This is a genomic window from Jannaschia sp. M317, assembly GCF_025141175.1.
Taxonomy (GTDB): Bacteria; Pseudomonadota; Alphaproteobacteria; order Rhodobacterales; family Rhodobacteraceae; genus Jannaschia.
In genome coordinates, this window is the sequence record NZ_CP081155.1 from 942,107 (window position 1) to 960,036 (window position 17,930).

Here is a 17,930-nt window from a genome sequence, read left to right on the forward strand (position 1 = left end):
CCAGATTTCGCGTGTTTCCGTCTTGCTGATGTCGGGGTTTGATCCCATCGACAGGATGCGCAATCACGGGGGGATACCGCCGAAGGAAGAACGCCATGATTGCACGGTTCACGATGTTTGCGGGGCTCTGCCTTGCCTTGGTCGCTTGCCAGGACGCACCAGAGGCCGGCGTGCCGGCCGCCAGCCTGTCGAGCGGCGGGGCCACCGGTGTCTCCGATGTACGCCCATCTGGCGGCGCGCTTGGTTTGACCAACACGGAGCGGGGCGCGCGCGGTCTGGGCACCCTGTCCCGCGATGATCGTCTTTTGCGGGCGGCGCGCAAGCACGTCGCCTGGATGGCCAAGAATGGCCGGATGAGCCATCGCGGTACTGGCGGCAGCACGATGAGCGATCGGATCAAGGCCGAAGGCTACCGCGCCTGTTTCGCCGCCGAGAACGTGGCCTTCGGCCAAAAGACGGCCACCGATGTGACCGAGGCCTGGATGGCGTCCAAGGGGCACCGGACCAACATCCTCGACCGCCGGGCGCAACACGGGGCCGTGGCCCATGCGGTCGACGGGGCCGGTCAGACCTATTGGGTGATGGTGCTGGCGCGGCCCTGCTGAGGATCAGACGGTATCGAGGTAGAGGTCCATCCGCTCCGCTTCGGTCAGCTCTTCGATGTCGCGCAGCTCCTGCCGTTTGGTCAGGACCATGTTCTCGATCAATCCCTGCGGCAGCAGACGACGCGTCCAAGGGTCGGTTTCGAAGCGGTCGATGGCCTCGGCCCAAGTGCCCGGCGTCTGGGGCAGGTCCAGCGCATAAGCGTTGCCGGTGATCGGCGCGGTCGGTTCCGCCGCATCCTCGATGCCACGCAGCGCGGCGGCCAGGATCACGGCCAGCAGCAGATAGGGGTTCACGTCTCCGCCTGAAATACGGTGCTCGATCCGGCGCGCGACATTCGGGCTGGACGGGATGCGAATGGCCGCTGTGCGGTTTTCGTAGGCCCAGGCCAGACCCGTGGGGGCATGGGCCCCCGGCACCAACCTGTCGTAGCTGTTGAGATGGGGCGCAAAGATCAGGGTCGATGCGGGCGCGGCGGCCAACAGTCCGGCGACCGCGTGGCGCAACATGTCGGACCCCTGCGGCGTGCCATTGTCGAACACGTTGCGCCCCTCGGCGTCGAGAACCGAGAAATGCACATGCATCCCGTTGCCCGCATAATCCGGGTAGGGTTTCGCCATGAAGCTGGCGGCAAAGCCGTGGCGCCGCGCCAGCCCGCGCAGGGCCAGCTTGAACAGCCAGGCGTCGTCGGCCGCCTTCAGCGCGTCGGGCTGATGGGCCAGATCGATTTCGAACTGGCCGATCCCCGCCTCGGAGATGGCGGTGTTGGCCGGAATGTCCATCGCTTCGCAGGCGTCGTAAAGCTGGGTGAAGAACCCGTCAAAGGCATCCAGTGCGCGCATCGACAGCGTTTCGGCACCCGGACGCCGCTTGCCCGAGACCGGTGATTTGGGCACCCGCAGCTGCCGCGTGGAATCGTCGATCAGGTAGAATTCCATCTCGGTCGCGACCACGGGCGTCAGGCCCCGTTTGGCATAGCTGGCCAGAACGGCGGCCAGCGCATGACGCGGATCGCCTGCAAACGGCCGCCCGTCACCGTGGTACATCCACACCGGCAACAGGGCCGTCGGCGTGTCCAGCCAGGGCATTGGCACAAATCCACGTTCCGTGGGCTTCAGGATGCCGTCAGCATCGCCGGTGTCGAACACCAGCGGGCTGTCTTCGATATCCTCGCCCCAGATATCGAGATTCAGGATCGAGAAGGGAAAGCGCGTGCCCTCCGTCTCCAGCTTGTGCGCGAAACGGCGGGGGATGCGTTTGCCCCGCGCCTGAGCATTCAGGTCACAGGCGGCGGCGCGGACGGAGTGGATGTGGGGATTGGCATGCAGCCAGCCCTGGGCTTGGTCGACGGGTGCGTCGTTCATCTGATGATCTGGGGTAGCAGCCGGGGGCGTCGCCCTGCGGCCTGGGGGAGGTGCCGGTTCAGGTGCCGGTTGATCGCTCCCATGATCCCGATGATCACCAGGGTCAAGAGGATGAAATACCCGGCGAGGATCGGATAGGGCACGAAGGGATTGAACGTCTTGTCTGCGAAGTACTGCGCGTAATAAAGCGCGTCGCCCTTTTGTTGCCGTGCCGGAAAGCCGGTGAAGAAGACCAGCGTCGTGGCATGGAACAGAAAGATCGCTTCGTTTGTGTAGGCAGGCCAGGCCAGCCGCAGCATCGTGGGCCAGGTGATGCGCCGGAACTTGACCCAGCCGGTCAGCCCATAAGCCTCGGCCGCTTCCTGGTCACCCTTGGGGACAGATTGCAGGGCACCGTAGAAAATCTCGCCGGAATAGGCCGCCGTGTTGAGAAACAGCACGACCAAAGCTCCGAGCCAGGCCGAGGAGAAGGGTTCGGCCCAAGGGGCCACCTGTTTGAGCGACAAGAACAGGAAGTAGGCAAAGAAGAACTGAATGAAGAGCGGCGACCCTCGGAACAGGAACACGAACCACTGGGCAGGTTTTCTCGCCAGCGGATTGCTGGATGCCTTGCCCACCGCCACCAAGGTCGCCAGCGCGAACCCCGAAATCAGGGCCAGAATGCCAAAATAGACGTTCCAGATCATCCCCGACCCGATCAACGTCACCTGCTGGCAAAGCGTGAAGTCGGTTCGCGGCAACAGCCGTTCCCCGATGCCAAGCGACCGCAGGCCGTAGTCGGCGATCGTGGTGAAACAATCCTCCATCACACGCCTGCCTTTCGCATGGCTTCGCCCGCTGCCGTGGCCTGGCCGCGCGACAGCCGGCGGCCCAGGCGGTCGATCACGATCTCGGAGACGCGGGTAAAGGCGAGATAGAAGATCAGCAGCGCCAGAAAATACCACATCCGCCAATCCGGATGCGGGTAGTCCGAGAAACGGGGGGTCTTGGCCGCCCCCAGTTCACGCGCCCAATAGACGATGTCTTCGACGCCCAGCAGAAACAGCAACGGGGTCGCCTTGATCAGCACCATCCACAAATTGCCCAAACCCGGCAACGCATAGACCCACATCTGCGGCACCACGATCCGGCGAAACGTCTGCCGGCGCGACATGCCATAGGCCTCGGCGGTTTCGACCTGTGCCCGTGGCACGGCCTTCATCGCGCCATAAAGGACGTTCGCCGCGAAGGCCCCGAAGACAATGGCGAATGTCAGCACGGCGATGGCAAAGCCATACCCCTCGTGCACCCATTGCGGCGCAGAGCCGAGCGGAAGCTTGGCCTCGGGGCAGACGAGGAAATCGGTTCCCTGCCGCACCGGTTCGGTCCAGTCCGGGCATTTCACCTGATGGCGCACCCATTCGACCGCCTGGTCCAGGGCGATGACGAAAAACAGGAAAAAGGCGATGTCGGGCACGCCGCGCACGATCGCGATATAGCCCTTGCCGAACCAGCGCAGCGGCGCGAAGTCGCTGCGGGCGGCCATGGCCCCACCGAACCCGAAGGCCAACGCGGTCGGGGCGGTGATCGCCAGCAGGATCAGCACGGTCCCGAAGGCACCGTAGAAATTCATGTGCTTGCCGGTGGTCAGATAACAGACCAGCCAGTTCAGTCCTTCGAGCGTGCCGGGATCAGTGCAGGCGAACATCTACGCGGCCTCTCGCAGGGCTGTCAGCAGGGCGGCGCCGGTTGTCTCGGGGTCTTCCAGCTGCGGCAGGGCATTGAAGATCATCGGAAAGCGGCTCGACCTCGGCTGTGAATCTTTCGTCGGCCAGGGTGAACTGCGCGAAGAAGGTGGCGCGGCCCGCCTCGGACAGCCGAGGGGCGGCCTGGTCGGGGGCGCGACCCGGTGCGAGGTCGGAGCGTCCGAAGCCCGGCATATCGTAGAAATGCACGTGGTAGTGGGCCGCCAGCGCCGGGTTCACGCGTTGCCAGGCATAGGACGAGCAGGGCCAGCCGTGTGCCAGCACCAGCGGAGGTCCCGCGCCCGCGCGCCCGGCAGCAACGCGCCCGGCGGAGGTTTCATATGACTCGGACAGGTCCCACATGGGCGGTCGGGCGGGGCCGGTTGGCCCCGCCGCTCCGGATCACTCGTAGACTTTGGCGTCTTCGCCGAACCACTTGACGATCAGCGCGTTCAGGCTGCCGTCTTCCTTCATGGAGGTGATGGCGGCATCGAACTTGTCACGCAGTTCGGTGTCGCTTTCGCGCAGGCCCATGCCGACGCCTCCGCCCAGCGGCACATCGTCGCCCGCAAAGGTCAGCTCGCCGCCGGATTCCTCGACCGTAGGGGCCAGGGCGTCCTTGTCGGCAAACACTGCGTCTGCCTCGCCATTGCGGACGGCCGCGACGGTTTCGTCGTAGGTGGCATATTCCAGAAGGGTCGCACCGGATTCCGCGATGAACCCGGCCTGGATCGTGTTGGTCTGAGCCGCGACGACACCGCCGGTCAGGTCGGCATCGGCGGACAGGGCGACATAGGCCGAGGCGGCGGGCGGGAAGTAGTTCTGGGTGAAGTCGATGACCTCGTCACGCTCGTCGGTGATGCTCATGCCCGCGATGATCGTGTCGTAGTTGCCCGAGGTGAGGTTAGGGATGATCGAGTCCCATTCGTTGGTGACCCATTCGCAGGTCAGCTCGGCGCGGGCGCACAGCTCATCACCGACCTCTTTCTCGAAGCCGTCGATCTCACCGGCGTCGTTGAGGAAGTTATACGGAGGGTACGCCCCTTCGGTGCCCATGCGAACGACGGAATGGGCATCGGCAAAGGCCATGGTGGCCGTGGCGGCAAGCGCGGCGGCGGTCAGGATCAGTTTCATCTCGGTCTCTCTCTGTTGGTGGGCCGGCCTTGGCGGCAGGTCCCGGTTATGCGGCTGTGGCGGACAGGAACCCGCGCAGCCGGTCTGATTTCGGCTGACCGAAAAGCGTGGCCGGCGGCCCCTCTTCTTCGATCAGGCCCTGGTGAAGGAAAATGACATGGTCGCTGACGTCGTGGGCCAGCTTCATGTCGTGGGTGACGATGACCATGGTGCGGCCTTCGTCGGCCAGCGCCTTGATGACGCGCACCACCTCCTGCTCCAACTCTGGGTCGAGCGCCGAGGTCGGTTCATCGAACAAGAGCGCCTTCGGCTCCATCGCCAACGCGCGGGCGATGGCGGCGCGCTGCTGCTGACCACCGGACAGCTGAGCGGGCCAGGCATCCGCCTTGTCACCGATGCCGACCTTGTCGAGGTATTCGCGGGCCTTCGCCTCCACCTCGGCGGGGTCGCGTTTCATGACCTGAACGGGTGCCTCCATCACGTTCTGAAGAATGGTCATGTGCGACCACAGGTTGAACGACTGGAAGACCATCGACAGGTTTGTGCGGATGCGGGTGATCTGGGCGGCATCGGCGGGGCGACGGGCGTGGGCGCTGCCTTTCCATTTTACCGGTTCTTCGCAGAACAGGATTTCGCCCTGCTGGCTGTCCTCCAGCAGGTTGGCACAGCGCAGAAGCGTGGATTTCCCGGACCCGGACGATCCGATCAGCGACACCACCTGTCCCTGGCACGCCCGCAGGTCCACACCCTTCAGCACTTCCAGATTGCCATAGGCCTTGTGCAGGCCGCGGATCTCGATGACGGGCGGGGATGTGGACAATGGATTTCCTGCGGCTGCTCGTGTCCGCACGTTTACGCCGGAAAACCGGGGCGAATGCAATGGGGGCGCGGCGTCAGAGACAGGGTCCTAGTCGAACTGCCTGCGGGTCCACTGCTCCCAGACGAAAGGATATGAAAAATCGGGCAGGTGCGAATGTTCGATCTGTTGGATCAGGTCCGACCGTTCCTGCAGATGGGCGCGGGTGTAGAGGTGGAACTGCACCTGCAACACGTCGATACGCCCCAGGGCACCGGTTTCGATCAAGGCGGGCAGCAGGTCATATTCGCCGCCCTCGATGTTGACCTTTGCGACGGCAAACCGCGCCTCGGGCAGGGTCGGCAGGACATCGGACAGGGCGCGCACCTGGCCCGTCACCCGGCCCTCACCAGACAGGGCCGAAGAGGCGTCGCCATCGTCCGAGAGGGTCAGCTCGCCATCGTGGGAGCCGACCGCATAGGGGTGCACCGTGACGGCAGGCGTGTCGGCGAACCGTCTGGTCAGGCGGTCAGCGAAGGCGGGGTGCGGTTCGAACACATGGACCTTGCAGCCGTGGGTGCGGTGCATGTGATCGGCCCAATTGCCCTCGAACCCGCCGAAGTCCAGAACCGTGTCATCGGGGCCAAGGCCGTCGAAGCGCATGCGGATCGCGTCCCCGCCATCCGCGTGCCAGGCGACCGTGGCATGCGCCGCCGGTGCGCGCCAGGTGTTGAAGGTGCGGGCGATCCAGCGTTTGAAGGCGCGGCGCATCGGATCAGAGGCTCTGTTCGACGCGAAGACGCGCGAGGTTGCTGTCACGGTCGTTGATGCCCAACAGGTTCGCCAGAAGGCGCAGCAGCGAATCCTCGTCCGCATCGCGGGTGCCGTCGGCCAGGACAACCGACCAGAGCGCCTCGATGACCGCTGTGCGGTCCTCCAGCGAGACGGCATCCTTGATGGCCTTGGTGAAACGAACGGTGTCCGGGGCCTCGGCCTCCAGGGCCTCGGCTTCGGTGCGCAGCGCCCCTGCGGCATCGGCGTCCAGGCCGTGGCGGCGCATCAGGATACGGTCGATACGGGACACTTCGGCGGCGGCATAATCGCCGTCGCTGCGCGCCACGCGAACCATCAATGCAGCAAGGGCCAGCCGCGCGTCGGGGGCGGGCAGGTGCCCGGGGTCGGTGGCCGTCAGGCGGCGCAAGAGATCAGCAAACATTGGCCTGATATAGGGTCGGAGCGGCGGGGGGGCTAGCCCTCCCAGCCCTCGGCGATGACCAGATCGCTTTCGCTGATGCCGTGGCGCAGCTTGAGTGCGGCCTGGTAGGCGTCGCTGTGATAACACTCGAGCGCGGCCTGGTAGCTGGGGAATTCGATGACGACGGTACGGGGCTTGGCGGCACCCTCGACCAGTTCACGCGCGCCGCCGCGCACCAGGAACCGGCCCCCGAATTCCGCCAGCGGCGCGGCATTGGCTGCACGATAGAGATCGTATTTCTCGACGTCGTCGACCCGCCCGTGGGCGATCCAGTAGCCTTTGGTCATTGGGTATCCTCCTGGAAAATCTGTGTCAGGCGCGTGGCTTCCTCGGCAAGACCCCACGGCGGATTGACCACCGCCATGCCGGAGCCTTGCATCCCATGCCCGGCCCGCGCCACGGGAAAGCGCACCTCCGAGACCAGCATGTCGGGCAGGGCGGTGCGCAGTTGGCGCAGCATTGGCGCATGCCGACGGTCGGCCAGCAAGGGATACCAAAGCATTAGCACACCGACCCCCCATTTCCGGTGAAGCCGCGGCAGCAGGGCGGCGACCAGGTCGTAGTCGCCGCGCACCTCCCAGGAGGGGTCTATCAACAGAACGCCCCGGCGCGGATCGGGCGGGGTCAGGGCCTTGGCCATTTCCCAGCCGTCACGCTTGTGAAGGCGCGTGTTCGGGCTTTCGGGCATGGCCGCGCAAAGAGCGTCGTATTCCTGGGGGTGCAATTCCGCCAGGTCGATCCGGTCGAACCGGCGCAGCAGATGCGCCGCCAGCAGCGGAGAGCCGGGGTAGCATTGATCACCCTCGCGGTTGCGCAACGCCTCGACCGCGCTGCGCCAGGGGTGATCTTGTGCAAACCGATCCAGCAGGCGCCCGACACCGGCCTGCGCCTCGCCTGTCTTGAGCGCCGAAGCCGCGCCCAGATCATAAAGCCCGCGCCCGGCGTGCGTTTCCAGATAGGACAACGCCTTGTCCTTGCGCGTCAGATAGCTGAGCACCCAAGCAAGAATCGCGTGTTTGTGCACATCGGCGGCGTTTCCCGCGTGATAGCTGTGTTGGTATGACAACATAGGGCGGGGCTAATCGCGTCCCGGGCCGCTGTCACGCAAAATGACGCAATATTGAGGATGCGGAAACCTTTCTGCGTGCTAGATCGTTTAAACGACGGACTGACCCGTCATGATCTTCACGCCCGGTGCCCCCGATGTTCAAACGCCTTGCCGTTGCTGCCCTCCTTGCCCCTGTGTCCGTGGCCGCACAGGATGTGTCGCAACCGCTGTCCTCGCCCGTGCTGTCCAGCCAGGGGGCCGGCCCCGCGATCGGGTTCACCCTGCGCGGCGGGGTTGCCGCGACGCCGACCTACTTCGGATCGGATTCGACCGAGGCGGGCCCGGACCTGGGATTCGGTCTGAACTATCTGCGACTGGGTGGATTCACCTTTGGCGATCCTGACCCGCTCTATGTGCCTGAGGGGTTCGGGATCACCGGCTCCTTCCGCTACATCGAAGAGCGGAGCGCGACCGACGATCCGGAACTGGCAGGCTTGGCCGATGTCGATGCCGCGTTGGAACTGGGCGGTGGCCTGCGGTATGCAACGCGCGATTATCAGGTGTTCGGAAACCTGCGCTATGGCGTCGTCGGCCATGAAGCCTGGGTCGGTGAACTGGGGGCCGACGTGTTCCTGCGCCCGTCCGAGAACCTGACACTGCGCGCCGGGCCGCGCGCCTTCTTCGGTGACAGCGATTATGCAGCCACCTATTTCGGCGTCTCCGCTGCCGAAGCTGCGGCGCCGGGCACCAACTTTGCGACGGCCTACAGCCCCAGTGGCGGTCTGCTGTCCGCCGGGATCGAGCTGGGTGCCGGGTACCGGATCAACGACGATTGGGGCATCGATGCCGCGATCCGCTATGAACGGTTGCAGAACGACGCGGCGGCCAGTCCGATCACCCGCGACGATGATCAATTGTCTGCGCGGATCGGCCTGACCCGACGGTTTACCCTGGGATTCTGATCCGTCCTTCGGATACCGGCACCGCGTGACCCGAAATCCGGACGGCGGTGATCTGGCCGTTTGCGACATCTGCTTCGAATCCGATCCGAGAGGGGCGGCCCATGTCCTCCCCCTGTCGGATCGTCAGCCCGGTCGTGCCCTCAGCCAAAGCTCCGTTCGCCAAAAGCTGCGCGGACAGGATCGCGGCGGCAGAGCCGGTGGCGGGGTCTTCGGCGGTCGCGGTGAACTTTCTGGCGTTCAGCTCCGGATCGTAGAGCCAGACGCTGCGCAGACCGAGAGGCGACATCAGCGATTTCCAGGCCGGTTGACTGGGTCGTGCCTGCGCCAACGCCTGTCGGTCGCGCACCGGGACATACAGAAACGTCGGTCCCCCAGTGAACGCCGCTGGCACATGGGGGCCGATCTGGTCCAACCGCAGGCCAAGCGCCGCCGCGCAGGCCGCCGGATCAAACCGCCCCGTGACCGGTTCGGGCAGGACAGGGGCCGTGAATTGCGCGGCACCCCGGTCGATCGTAACGGACACGAGGCCCACCTCTTCCTCCAGGGAGACGTGTTCCAGACCGTCGCGCGCCGCGAGGCAGAGCGCGGCCCCAATCGTCGGATGACCCGCGAAGGGTGTCTCGGCGGTGGGAAAGAAGATCCGCGCGCGGGTCGTATGTGCCCGATCGCGAGGCGGCATCAGAAAGATCGTCTCAGACAGGTTGAACTGGCCCGCGATGGTTTGCATCTGCGCGGTCGTCAGGCTGCCGTCGGTGTCGACAATGGCCAGCGGATTGCCGGCAAAGGGCCTGTCGGTAAAGACGTCCCAGACTTCAAAACGCAGCATTGGCCCCTCCGGTATTCAGGCAGGCCCAGTCTGCGCCACGGCTTGCGCGGCGCAGAAGCGTTAAATTGTCGGGGTTACAATTTCCCTGCGGCAGGGGTCACACCAGCCGCGACTGTTCCTTGGCAGCGCGAACAAAGTCGGCAAACAGGGGGTGCGGCTCAAAGGGTTTGGACTTCAGCTCGGGATGGAACTGTACGCCGATGTACCAGGGGTGGTCCTTGACCTCGACGATTTCCGGCAGGCGACCATCGGGCGACATGCCCGAGAAAATCAGGCCTTGCTGCTCCAACTGCTCGCGGAACTTGATGTCGACTTCGTAGCGGTGGCGGTGGCGTTCCTCGATGGCGGTGTCGCCATAGACCTTGGCGACGCGGGACCCGTCCGTCAGCACCGCGTCATAGGCACCCAGGCGCATCGTGCCGCCCTTGTCGTCGTCCTTCTTGCGGGTGACCTTGGCATTTCCCTGCACCCATTCCTTCAGGTGGTAGACCACGGGGGTGAAGCTGCGCGGGTCGACGCCCTCGGCGAATTCCTCCGAGGCGGCGTTGCCCATGTCGGCCATGTTGCGCGCGGCCTCGATCACGGCCATCTGCATGCCCAGGCAGATCCCCAGATAGGGGATGCCCCGTTCGCGCGCGAATTGTGCGGCCTTGATCTTGCCCTCGGTTCCGCGTTCGCCAAAGCCGCCAGGCACCAGGATCGCGTTGAATTGTTCCAGATGCGGGGCGGCATCCTCGCGGTCGAAGATTTCGCTGTCGATCCATTCGGCACGGACCTTGACCCGGTTCGCCATGCCGCCGTGGGTCAGCGCCTCGGCAATCGATTTATAGGCGTCTTCCAGCTGGGTGTATTTCCCGACAATTGCGACCCGCACTTCGCCGTCGGTGTTGTGGATGCGGTCCACGACGTCTTCCCAGCGGTCCAGGTTCGGTTTGGGCGCAGGGCTGATCCCGAAGGCGTCCAGAACGGCCTGATCCATCCCTTCGCGGTGATAGGCCAGCGGGGCTTCGTAGATCGACTTCAGGTCCTGCGCGGCGATGACCGAATCGGGGCGTACGTTGCAGAACAGCGCAAGCTTCTCGCGCTCCTTCTCGGGGATCGGCCCTTCGGAGCGGCAGACAAGAATGTCGGGGGCCAGGCCGATGGACCGCAGCTCCTTGACCGAATGCTGGGTGGGCTTTGTCTTCAACTCGCCCGACGCCTTGATGAACGGCAGCAGGGTCAGGTGCATGAACAGGCACTGACCGCGCGGTTTTTCCTGACTGAACTGACGGATCGCCTCGAAAAATGGCAGCCCTTCGATGTCGCCGACCGTACCGCCGATCTCGCAAAGCATGAAATCGACCTCATCTTCGCCGATACGAATGAAGTCCTTGATTTCGTTGGTAACGTGCGGAATGACTTGGATCGTTTTGCCCAGGTAGTCGCCGCGGCGCTCTTTCTCCAAGACGTTGGAATAGACCCTGCCGGAGCTGATCGAATCAGTCGCGCGCGCGGCCACGCCGGTGAACCTTTCGTAGTGGCCCAGGTCCAGGTCGGTTTCGGCCCCGTCATCGGTGACGAAGACCTCGCCGTGCTCGAACGGGCTCATCGTGCCGGGGTCGACGTTCAGATAGGGGTCCAGCTTGCGCAGGCGGACCGTATAGCCCCGCGCCTGCAACAGCGCGCCCAGCGCCGCCGATGCCAGCCCCTTGCCGAGCGAAGACACCACACCGCCGGTGATGAAGATAAAGCGCGCCATGTCCAGAATTCCCCGCGGATGTCTCTGCTCCGGCCCATGCCGGAATCGATGCTCACGGGACTCAAGTCTAACAGAGGCAGCGCCCGGCCCGCAACCGCGACCCGCTACATCCTGTTAACACGCGCCCCGCAAACGCTAAGTCTTGGTTATTCCGAACGCGGCGGCGCCAGAGGCGCGCTGTCAGGCGTCGGCGGCAGCAGGCTTTCGCCGCTGGGCAGGCCCGGAACGGTGCTGGATTCCTCGGTGGGAACCAGGTCGACGACCGACCCGCCAGAGGCGTTTTGCGCCGCAATCACGGTCAGCACGATGGAGTTGATCAGGAACACGGTGCCGAACAGCCAGGTCAGTTTGGTCATCGCGGTCGCCGCCTGACGCCCGGTCATGGCCCCACCGCCACCGCCGCCCATGCCCAGCCCGCCGCCTTCGGAGCGTTGCAGCAACACGATGCCGATCAGGCATAGCGCCACGATCAGGTGGATGAGCAGCAGGACGTTTTCCATGGGGGACCTCGGTTCCGTATCGGGGGCTACCTAAAGACCGCGCCCCCGCGCCGCAAGACCCGACCGCCCCGACATGATCGCCAAGCCTTTCGCCCGCCGTCTGTGCGCGCTAAGGGAGCGCGGTCTCAGCAATTAGGAAGGACCTCGCATGGCCAACGTCGTGGTTGTCGGCGCCCAATGGGGTGACGAAGGCAAGGGCAAGATTGTCGACTGGCTGTCGGAACGGGCCGACGTCATCGCCCGCTTTCAGGGGGGGCACAACGCCGGTCATACGCTGGTCATCGACGGCGAGGTCTACAAGCTGTCGTTGTTGCCGTCGGGTATCGTGCGCGGTGGAAAACTGTCGGTGATCGGCAACGGCGTGGTCCTCGACCCCTGGCACCTGATCAAGGAAATCGCCCAGCTGCGCGAACAGGGCGTGGAAATCACGCCCGAGACCCTGATGATCGCCGAGAATACGCCCCTGATCCTGCCGATTCACGGTGAACTGGACCGCGCCCGCGAGGACGCCTCGGCCAAGGGCACCAAGATCGGCACCACCGGACGCGGCATCGGCCCGGCCTACGAGGACAAGGTGGGCCGCCGTGCGATCCGCGTCGCCGACCTGGCCGATCCCGCCACGCTGGAGGCCCGCGTCGACCGCGCCCTGGCCCACCACGACGCGCTGCGCCGGGGCCTTGGATTGGACCCGGTCGATCGCGACGCTCTGCTTGCGGCCCTGCGCGAGGTTGCGCCGACGGTTCTGGAATATGCGGCCCCCGTCTGGAAGGTGCTGGATGAAAAACGCCGTGCCGGCAAACGCATCCTGTTCGAGGGCGCGCAGGGCGCGCTGCTCGACATCGATTTCGGAACCTATCCCTTTGTGACCTCGTCCAACGTCATCGCGGGGCAGGCGGCCACGGGCACGGGCATCGGGCCGGGATCGGTCGATTTCGTCCTGGGCATCGTCAAGGCCTATACCACGCGCGTAGGCGAAGGTCCGTTCCCGGCCGAGCTGGACGATGCGGACGGTCAGCGTCTGGGCGAGCGGGGCCACGAATTCGGAACCGTCACAGGGCGCAAGCGTCGCTGTGGCTGGTTCGATGCGGTGCTGGTGCGCCAGACCTGCGCGACCTCTGGTGTGAACGGCATCGCGTTTACCAAACTCGACGTTCTGGACGGGTTCGAGACGCTCAAGATCTGCGTGGGTTATGATCTGGATGGCACACGGCTGGACTATTTGCCCACTGCCGCCGACGCACAGGCCCGTTGCACCCCGATCTACGAAGAGATGCCGGGCTGGTCGCAATCGACCGAAGGCGCGCGCAGCTGGTCCGATCTGCCAGCAGAGGCGATCAAATACGTCCGCCGGGTCGAGGAATTGATCCGGTGCCCGGTCGCGCTATTGTCCACCTCGCCGGAACGCGAAGACACGATCCTGGTGACCGACCCCTTCGAGGACTGAGATGGCGTTGACCTACAAGACCCGCAAACGGCTGTCGCTGCTGGTGCTGACCATCGGTTTGCCACTTTATATCATGGTCGCCGTCAGCCTTGTTGCGCTGTTGCCGCCGATGCCGGTCTTGGTCGAGCTTTTGGTCTATACGGTGTTGGGCATTGCCTGGGTTTTCCCCCTGAAGGCGGTCTTCATCGGGGTCGGCAAAGCGGACCCCGACGCGCCAGGCGAAGACTGAGGGCCGCGCCGCCTGGCGGCGGTTGGGCGGCGATCGCTTTGCCACAAGAAAAAGCCCGGTGCGCTGATACGCACCGGGCTTTTGTCTTCTTTGTTTGGCTCAGCCTGCCCGCCGTTCCGCCTGGGTGCGGAAGCGTGAGTCGGCGCCCAGAGCGAACGTGCCGCGGCTGACCTTGCGCAGGGTGCCTGCACGCAGCAGTTGGCCAAACCCGCGCAGGCCGTCCTCGCGGCTCAGATCGTCCACCGCTTCGGCGGCAAGATGCAGAAGCCGTGGGCGAGAGAAGCTGTCCTGCCCCATCACCGTCGCGCTATAGACGGCCGCAGCCTCCAACACGTCGGCCAGGTCGACAGCCCCAACGTCCTGAGCGAATTGTTCGAAATCATCCCCTGCATCGGGACGGCGGCGGCGGTTTGCCTTGGCCTCGACTTCCTCCTGGACGTGGTCGGCTTCGGACAGGCGCGGCGCGCGGCGGGGCACGACGGCGGCCGCTGGCGCTTCCTGTCGGGCGTTGGCCTCAGTCTCCTCTGCGACGCGCTGTTCGGAGACGAGCACAAGCGGCGCGGGACGTTCAGGACGCGGGGTGCGGGCATCCTCGGCGCGGGGGGCGCGACGGGGGCGGACCGTGCTGGCCAGATCGGCGCGGTAGGCACCAGTGTCGTCCGTCTCGGGCGTCTCCATCGTGTCGTCTGCGCGGCGCGCGGCAACGGCGGCCTTCAGGTGCGAGATATTGGCGTGACGGCGGGATGTATCCTCGCCCGAAAGCCGGCTGTCGGTCGCGGCAAAGAGACGTTCCAGATCTTCTGGATCTTCCTTGCGATCCGTCGGGGCCAGCGCTTCGTCAGCGTCAGCGTCGGCGAGCACATCCTCTGGCGCGGACGTCGCGTCCTCTTCGGGTGCGGTCTCTTCTGCGACGACTTCGGCGGCCTCTTCGTGACTGTCCTCAACGGGGGCCTCGTCCTCGAAGGTCTCGGGCGCACCGGAGATGTCGGCCAGCGTATCCACGGCTTCGAACTCTTCGTCCGAGTCCTCGTCCAGGGCACGGCTCAGCGCGTCGATATCGAACCCATCATCGTCTTCGTCGTCATCTTCGGCACGGATCGCGGCCAGTTCGGCGAGAAGCTCATCCTGCTCCTCTGCGACATCGGCTGTGCTCTCCTCCTCGATGGCGGCATCGGTGTCCTCGGAAGTCTTGCCGGTGGCGTCGCGGTCCAGCTCTGCCTCGATCGCGGCGAGTTCCGCCATCAGATCGGCCTCGTCATCGTCCTGCAGGTCGGGCGCATCGGCTGCAATCGACGGTGCTTCGACGGCGGCCTTGTCCTGCGCCACGGGTGCCTCGGCCCGCGGAGCAGCCTCCGCCTCGGGGAGGCCGGCTGCGACGGCTGCGGTAGAGGCGGCGGCGGACACCAGGTCGGAACGGCGGATCTTTCGCACGCGAATGCGGCGCACCGGCTGGGCGGGGGCAGTGTCCTGTTCCTGGGCCGCGGGCTGATCCGGGGCGGTCGGCTCATCCTCGGCGACCGCCTCTGTCATGTCTGCGACGGAGGCCTCGTCTGCGGCGGTGGAGGGGGTTTCCGGCGCGTCGTCATCGCTCAGCAGGGCGGCGACATCTGCGGCAACGGTGTCGGTGCCCGCGAATTCGGTGTCGTTCTCCTTGCTGTCGGACAGATCGTTCTCGGCGTCAGCCACCTCCGGTTCTACCGTCTCATCCGCTTCCGGTTCCGCGTAGGCCTCTGCCGCATCCTCTTCGATGGCCACGGGCGCGGCGTCTTCGATGGGGGCGTCCAAGGTGTCGTCGTCGAACAGAGCGGCGAGCGTGTCTTCGATTTGCGTCGAAACCTCGTCTTCGTCGGTATCTTCGAATGCGTCGCTGTCCTCAAAGGCCTCGGCGTGCTCATCCTCGGAATAGGAGACGCTGGCGCGTTCCGCATCGACGACGTGGCGCAGGCGGGCCAGCTTGGCGGCGACGCTGTTTTCAGCGTTTTCTTCGCTGGCGTCGGCGAGGGCCGCGATCAGGTCCGCGTCTTCGACCTCCAGGGTATCGGCCTGATGGGACGGCTGATCGAGATCCGCCGCTTCGACGACGTCAGCCTGGGGCGCAGGGGCATCTGCCACATGGGTCTCGGCGAGGGCCTCGGGCATCTCGGCGGCCAGATCATCCTCTTGGTCGATCTGTGCATCGGCGGCGGCCAGAATTTCGGTAGCGGTCACCGTGGGGCCGTCCGCGTCCGTGGGCAGGTCGGCAGCAAGTGGTGTCGCGAGCGAGGGGCGCAGGGTCACGCCCTTGTCGTCGGTGCTGGCCTCGACCCGGCCACGGGATGTCGTTTCGGCGATCTGGCGCAACATGGCCATGTCAGGGGTCGGGGGTTCGGCGCCGAAATAACGGTCCTCGGCGGCGAGGCCCCGGAAATACTCGGCGATATCGGTCATCGTGGAGAAGGGATCGTCGAACCCCTCAAGCGTGCAGGAGAAGGTCCCATATGCGACCGTGAGGATCTTGTTTGCAGGCACCATGACTGTCACCACTTCCTTCCCAACTGGGAGAACTGTTTCACTTCAGCTTGCACATAACAAAACGATTCCATTCAAATCGTGCCCAGTTCGGGACCATTTAACGAAAACTCGGGCGGATTTTTGCCAGATTCGGAGCTAATCTCCATCGTGACATCCTCAATTGACCATCATTCACTGCCCGAAACGGCGGCAGAAACCCTTGTCGGTGGGGCACCGGTTAGCACGGACATCCTTGCCATAGCCTTAACGCGGGCCCCGCGATTGGTTGCGGCGGACGGCGGCGCGGACACTGTGCTGGCTGCCGGACTGCGACCGGCGCGTGTGATCGGCGACATGGACAGTGTGTCGCAGGCGGCCCGCGCGGCCTTCTGCGACGTGCTGGCACCCGTCACGGAACAGGATAGCACAGATTTCGACAAGGCGCTGCGGCAGTCGCAGGCACCGTTCGTGATCGGCGTCGGGTTCATCGGGGCCCGTGTCGATCATTTCCTGGCGTGCCTCACCACGCTTGCCCGGCGGCGCGAGGCCGCCCCCTGCCTCCTGCTGGGGGACGAGGATTGCCTGTGCATCCTGCCTGCCGAGGTGCGCCTGAAGGTTCCCATCGGCACCCGCGTCTCCCTCTGGCCGCTGGGCCCCGCGACGGGACAAAGCCGGGGGTTGGAATGGTCCATCGACAGGATCGAATTTTCACCGGGCGGGCGCGTGGGAACCTCCAACCGCAGCACCTTGCCGGACGTGTGGATCGCGACCCAGGGGGCGCCCATGGCGCTGATTCTGCCGGCGTCGCAATTGGACGCCATGCTGGAGATGCTGAAAATCTGGCCTCGCGATGCCGGGGCGAGCGCTCTATAACCAGCCTATTGGCGACAAAGGTTCAGACAAATGGCGGCAAAGCTCAATCCGATCGACATGGCGAAATACGTCTCAGCGCGTCGGGCGCTGGACTATGTCGAGGACGGCATGCGGATCGGGCTGGGCACCGGATCCACCGCCGCCTGGATGGTGCGCTGCCTGGGCGACATGGTGCGAGAGGACGGGTTGCGGGTCACCGGCGTGCCGACGTCCAGCCGAACGGCGGATCTGGCCCGGCAGGTGGGCGTGCCCATCGCCACGCTGGAAGACGTCAAGTGGCTGGACCTGACCATCGATGGCGCCGACGAGTTCGATCAGGATCTGAACCTGATCAAAGGCGGCGGCGGCGCGCTGTTGCAGGAAAAGATCGTGGCGACCGCGTCTGACATGATGGTGGTGATCACCGATGCCTCCAAGAACGTCGAAACGCTGGGGGCCTTTCCCTTGCCGGTCGAGGTCATTCCCTTTGGCTGGCAGACCACCAAGGCCCTGATCGAGGAAAGCCTGATCGGCATGGATGTGGGCGGTCGTGCCGTCACCTTGCGGCTGAACCGCGATGCACCTTTCCGTACCGATGAGGGAAACCTGATCCTGGACCTGCACGTCAAGCGGATCGGCAATCCACGGCAACTGGCGCTGGTGCTCAACCAGATTCCAGGCGTGGTCGAGAACGGTCTGTTCCTCGACATCTGCGACGTGGTCATCGTCGGCACCGCCGATGGGGCGGTCGAGGTGCGGGATATCAATTCGGGCACGATCACGACCGAGCAGGTCGATCTGCGCGATGACGACAATATTTTCGTCAACGTCAGCGACTGATCGCAAGGCCGTGCCGGGTCGCGGCCCCGCACCGGCCCATCCCCGAGGCCTGCGGGTCTGCGCGGCGAAGAATGCGCGCACCTTCTGGCGAACGAGGCCCGGTCCGATGCACCGCGTCGGGA

Annotated in this window: 20 protein-coding genes; 6 read left to right on the forward strand and 14 right to left on the reverse strand. The window is 65.1% G+C overall.

Going from position 1 to position 17,930, the window contains the following annotated elements; genetic code table 11:
• The first annotated feature begins 95 nt into the window (after positions 1-95).
• Positions 96-605, forward strand: coding sequence for a CAP domain-containing protein (locus K3551_RS04970; RefSeq protein ID WP_259918186.1), 510 nt, complete (start codon positions 96-98; stop codon positions 603-605).
• Between the two features lie 3 nt (positions 606-608).
• On the opposite strand, the gene K3551_RS04975 is transcribed toward K3551_RS04970, so the two are convergent.
• The 10 genes from K3551_RS04975 to K3551_RS05020 all read right to left on the reverse strand — a co-directional run bounded on the left by K3551_RS04975 (position 609) and on the right by K3551_RS05020 (position 7,945).
• The gene (locus K3551_RS04975) at positions 609-1,967 is read right to left on the reverse strand and encodes a glutamine synthetase family protein (RefSeq protein ID WP_259918188.1); all 1,359 of its coding nucleotides are present in this window, start codon (positions 1,965-1,967) and stop codon (positions 609-611) included.
• Entirely contained in the window at positions 1,964-2,773 is an 810-nt protein-coding gene (locus K3551_RS04980) for an ABC transporter permease (RefSeq protein WP_259918189.1), read from the reverse strand. Before K3551_RS04980 ends, K3551_RS04975 begins: the two co-directional genes overlap by 4 nt.
• Positions 2,773-3,654: an ABC transporter permease gene (locus tag K3551_RS04985; RefSeq protein ID WP_259918192.1), complete on the reverse strand. Its 882-nt coding sequence runs from the start codon at positions 3,652-3,654 to the stop codon at positions 2,773-2,775. The genes K3551_RS04980 and K3551_RS04985 overlap by 1 nt, the downstream gene beginning before the upstream one ends.
• The gene (locus K3551_RS04990) at positions 3,638-4,054 is read right to left on the reverse strand and encodes an alpha/beta fold hydrolase (protein WP_259918194.1); all 417 of its coding nucleotides are present in this window, start codon (positions 4,052-4,054) and stop codon (positions 3,638-3,640) included. The genes K3551_RS04985 and K3551_RS04990 overlap by 17 nt, the downstream gene beginning before the upstream one ends.
• Positions 4,055-4,093: 39 nt before the next feature.
• Positions 4,094-4,825, reverse strand: a complete 732-nt coding sequence (locus K3551_RS04995) for a transporter substrate-binding domain-containing protein (protein ID WP_259918196.1) — start codon at positions 4,823-4,825, stop codon at positions 4,094-4,096.
• Between the two features lie 46 nt (positions 4,826-4,871).
• On the reverse strand, positions 4,872-5,645 hold the full coding sequence (locus K3551_RS05000; RefSeq protein ID WP_259918198.1) for an ABC transporter ATP-binding protein: 774 nt from the start codon (positions 5,643-5,645) through the stop codon (positions 4,872-4,874).
• 87 nt (positions 5,646-5,732) lie between these two features.
• On the reverse strand, positions 5,733-6,392 hold the full coding sequence (locus K3551_RS05005; protein WP_259918200.1) for an FkbM family methyltransferase: 660 nt from the start codon (positions 6,390-6,392) through the stop codon (positions 5,733-5,735).
• 4 nt (positions 6,393-6,396) lie between these two features.
• Positions 6,397-6,837: a TerB family tellurite resistance protein gene (locus tag K3551_RS05010; RefSeq protein ID WP_259918201.1), complete on the reverse strand. Its 441-nt coding sequence runs from the start codon at positions 6,835-6,837 to the stop codon at positions 6,397-6,399.
• A gap of 32 nt (positions 6,838-6,869) precedes the next feature.
• Entirely contained in the window at positions 6,870-7,163 is a 294-nt protein-coding gene (locus K3551_RS05015; RefSeq protein ID WP_259918203.1) for a DUF1330 domain-containing protein, read from the reverse strand.
• Complete coding sequence (locus K3551_RS05020) at positions 7,160-7,945, reverse strand: 23S rRNA (adenine(2030)-N(6))-methyltransferase RlmJ (protein ID WP_259918204.1); 786 nt, start codon at positions 7,943-7,945, stop codon at positions 7,160-7,162. Before K3551_RS05020 ends, K3551_RS05015 begins: the two co-directional genes overlap by 4 nt.
• Before the next feature lie 134 nt (positions 7,946-8,079).
• Between K3551_RS05020 and K3551_RS05025 the strand changes: the two genes are divergently transcribed.
• A complete protein-coding gene (locus K3551_RS05025; protein ID WP_259918205.1) occupies positions 8,080-8,886 on the forward strand; it encodes a MipA/OmpV family protein in 807 nt (268 codons plus the stop codon).
• Here the strand turns inward: K3551_RS05025 and K3551_RS05030 are convergent.
• The 3 genes from K3551_RS05030 to secG all read right to left on the reverse strand — a co-directional run bounded on the left by K3551_RS05030 (position 8,870) and on the right by secG (position 11,953).
• Positions 8,870-9,712 (reverse strand): PhzF family phenazine biosynthesis protein, encoded by an 843-nt coding sequence (locus tag K3551_RS05030; RefSeq protein WP_259918207.1) that lies wholly within the window; start codon positions 9,710-9,712, stop codon positions 8,870-8,872. The two genes, K3551_RS05025 and K3551_RS05030, sit on opposite strands and share 17 nt — an antisense overlap.
• A gap of 97 nt (positions 9,713-9,809) precedes the next feature.
• Positions 9,810-11,453: a CTP synthase gene (locus tag K3551_RS05035; protein WP_259918209.1), complete on the reverse strand. Its 1,644-nt coding sequence runs from the start codon at positions 11,451-11,453 to the stop codon at positions 9,810-9,812.
• Positions 11,454-11,599: 146 nt separating this feature from the next.
• Positions 11,600-11,953, reverse strand: coding sequence for a preprotein translocase subunit SecG (secG, locus tag K3551_RS05040; RefSeq protein ID WP_259918210.1), 354 nt, complete (start codon positions 11,951-11,953; stop codon positions 11,600-11,602).
• Between the two features lie 148 nt (positions 11,954-12,101).
• Here secG and K3551_RS05045 point away from each other — a divergent pair, with 148 nt between their 5' ends.
• Positions 12,102-13,397 carry an adenylosuccinate synthase gene (locus K3551_RS05045; protein WP_259918212.1) on the forward strand — a complete coding sequence of 432 codons (1,296 nt, stop codon included), beginning with the start codon at positions 12,102-12,104 and terminating at the stop codon, positions 13,395-13,397.
• A gap of 1 nt (position 13,398) precedes the next feature.
• Positions 13,399-13,626, forward strand: coding sequence for a DUF2842 domain-containing protein (locus K3551_RS05050; RefSeq protein ID WP_259918214.1), 228 nt, complete (start codon positions 13,399-13,401; stop codon positions 13,624-13,626).
• 99 nt (positions 13,627-13,725) lie between these two features.
• Here the strand turns inward: K3551_RS05050 and K3551_RS05055 are convergent, their stop codons facing one another.
• On the reverse strand, positions 13,726-16,137 hold the full coding sequence (locus tag K3551_RS05055; RefSeq protein WP_409197422.1) for a hypothetical protein: 2,412 nt from the start codon (positions 16,135-16,137) through the stop codon (positions 13,726-13,728).
• 147 nt (positions 16,138-16,284) lie between these two features.
• Here K3551_RS05055 and K3551_RS05060 point away from each other — a divergent pair, with 147 nt between their 5' ends.
• Both K3551_RS05060 and rpiA read left to right on the forward strand, forming a co-directional pair.
• Entirely contained in the window at positions 16,285-16,989 is a 705-nt protein-coding gene (locus K3551_RS05060; protein ID WP_259918216.1) for a thiamine diphosphokinase, read from the forward strand.
• A 30-nt stretch (positions 16,990-17,019) separates the two neighbouring features.
• Positions 17,020-17,808, forward strand: a complete 789-nt coding sequence (gene rpiA, locus K3551_RS05065) for a ribose-5-phosphate isomerase RpiA (protein ID WP_259918218.1) — start codon at positions 17,020-17,022, stop codon at positions 17,806-17,808.
• Positions 17,809-17,930: the final 122 nt, after the last annotated feature.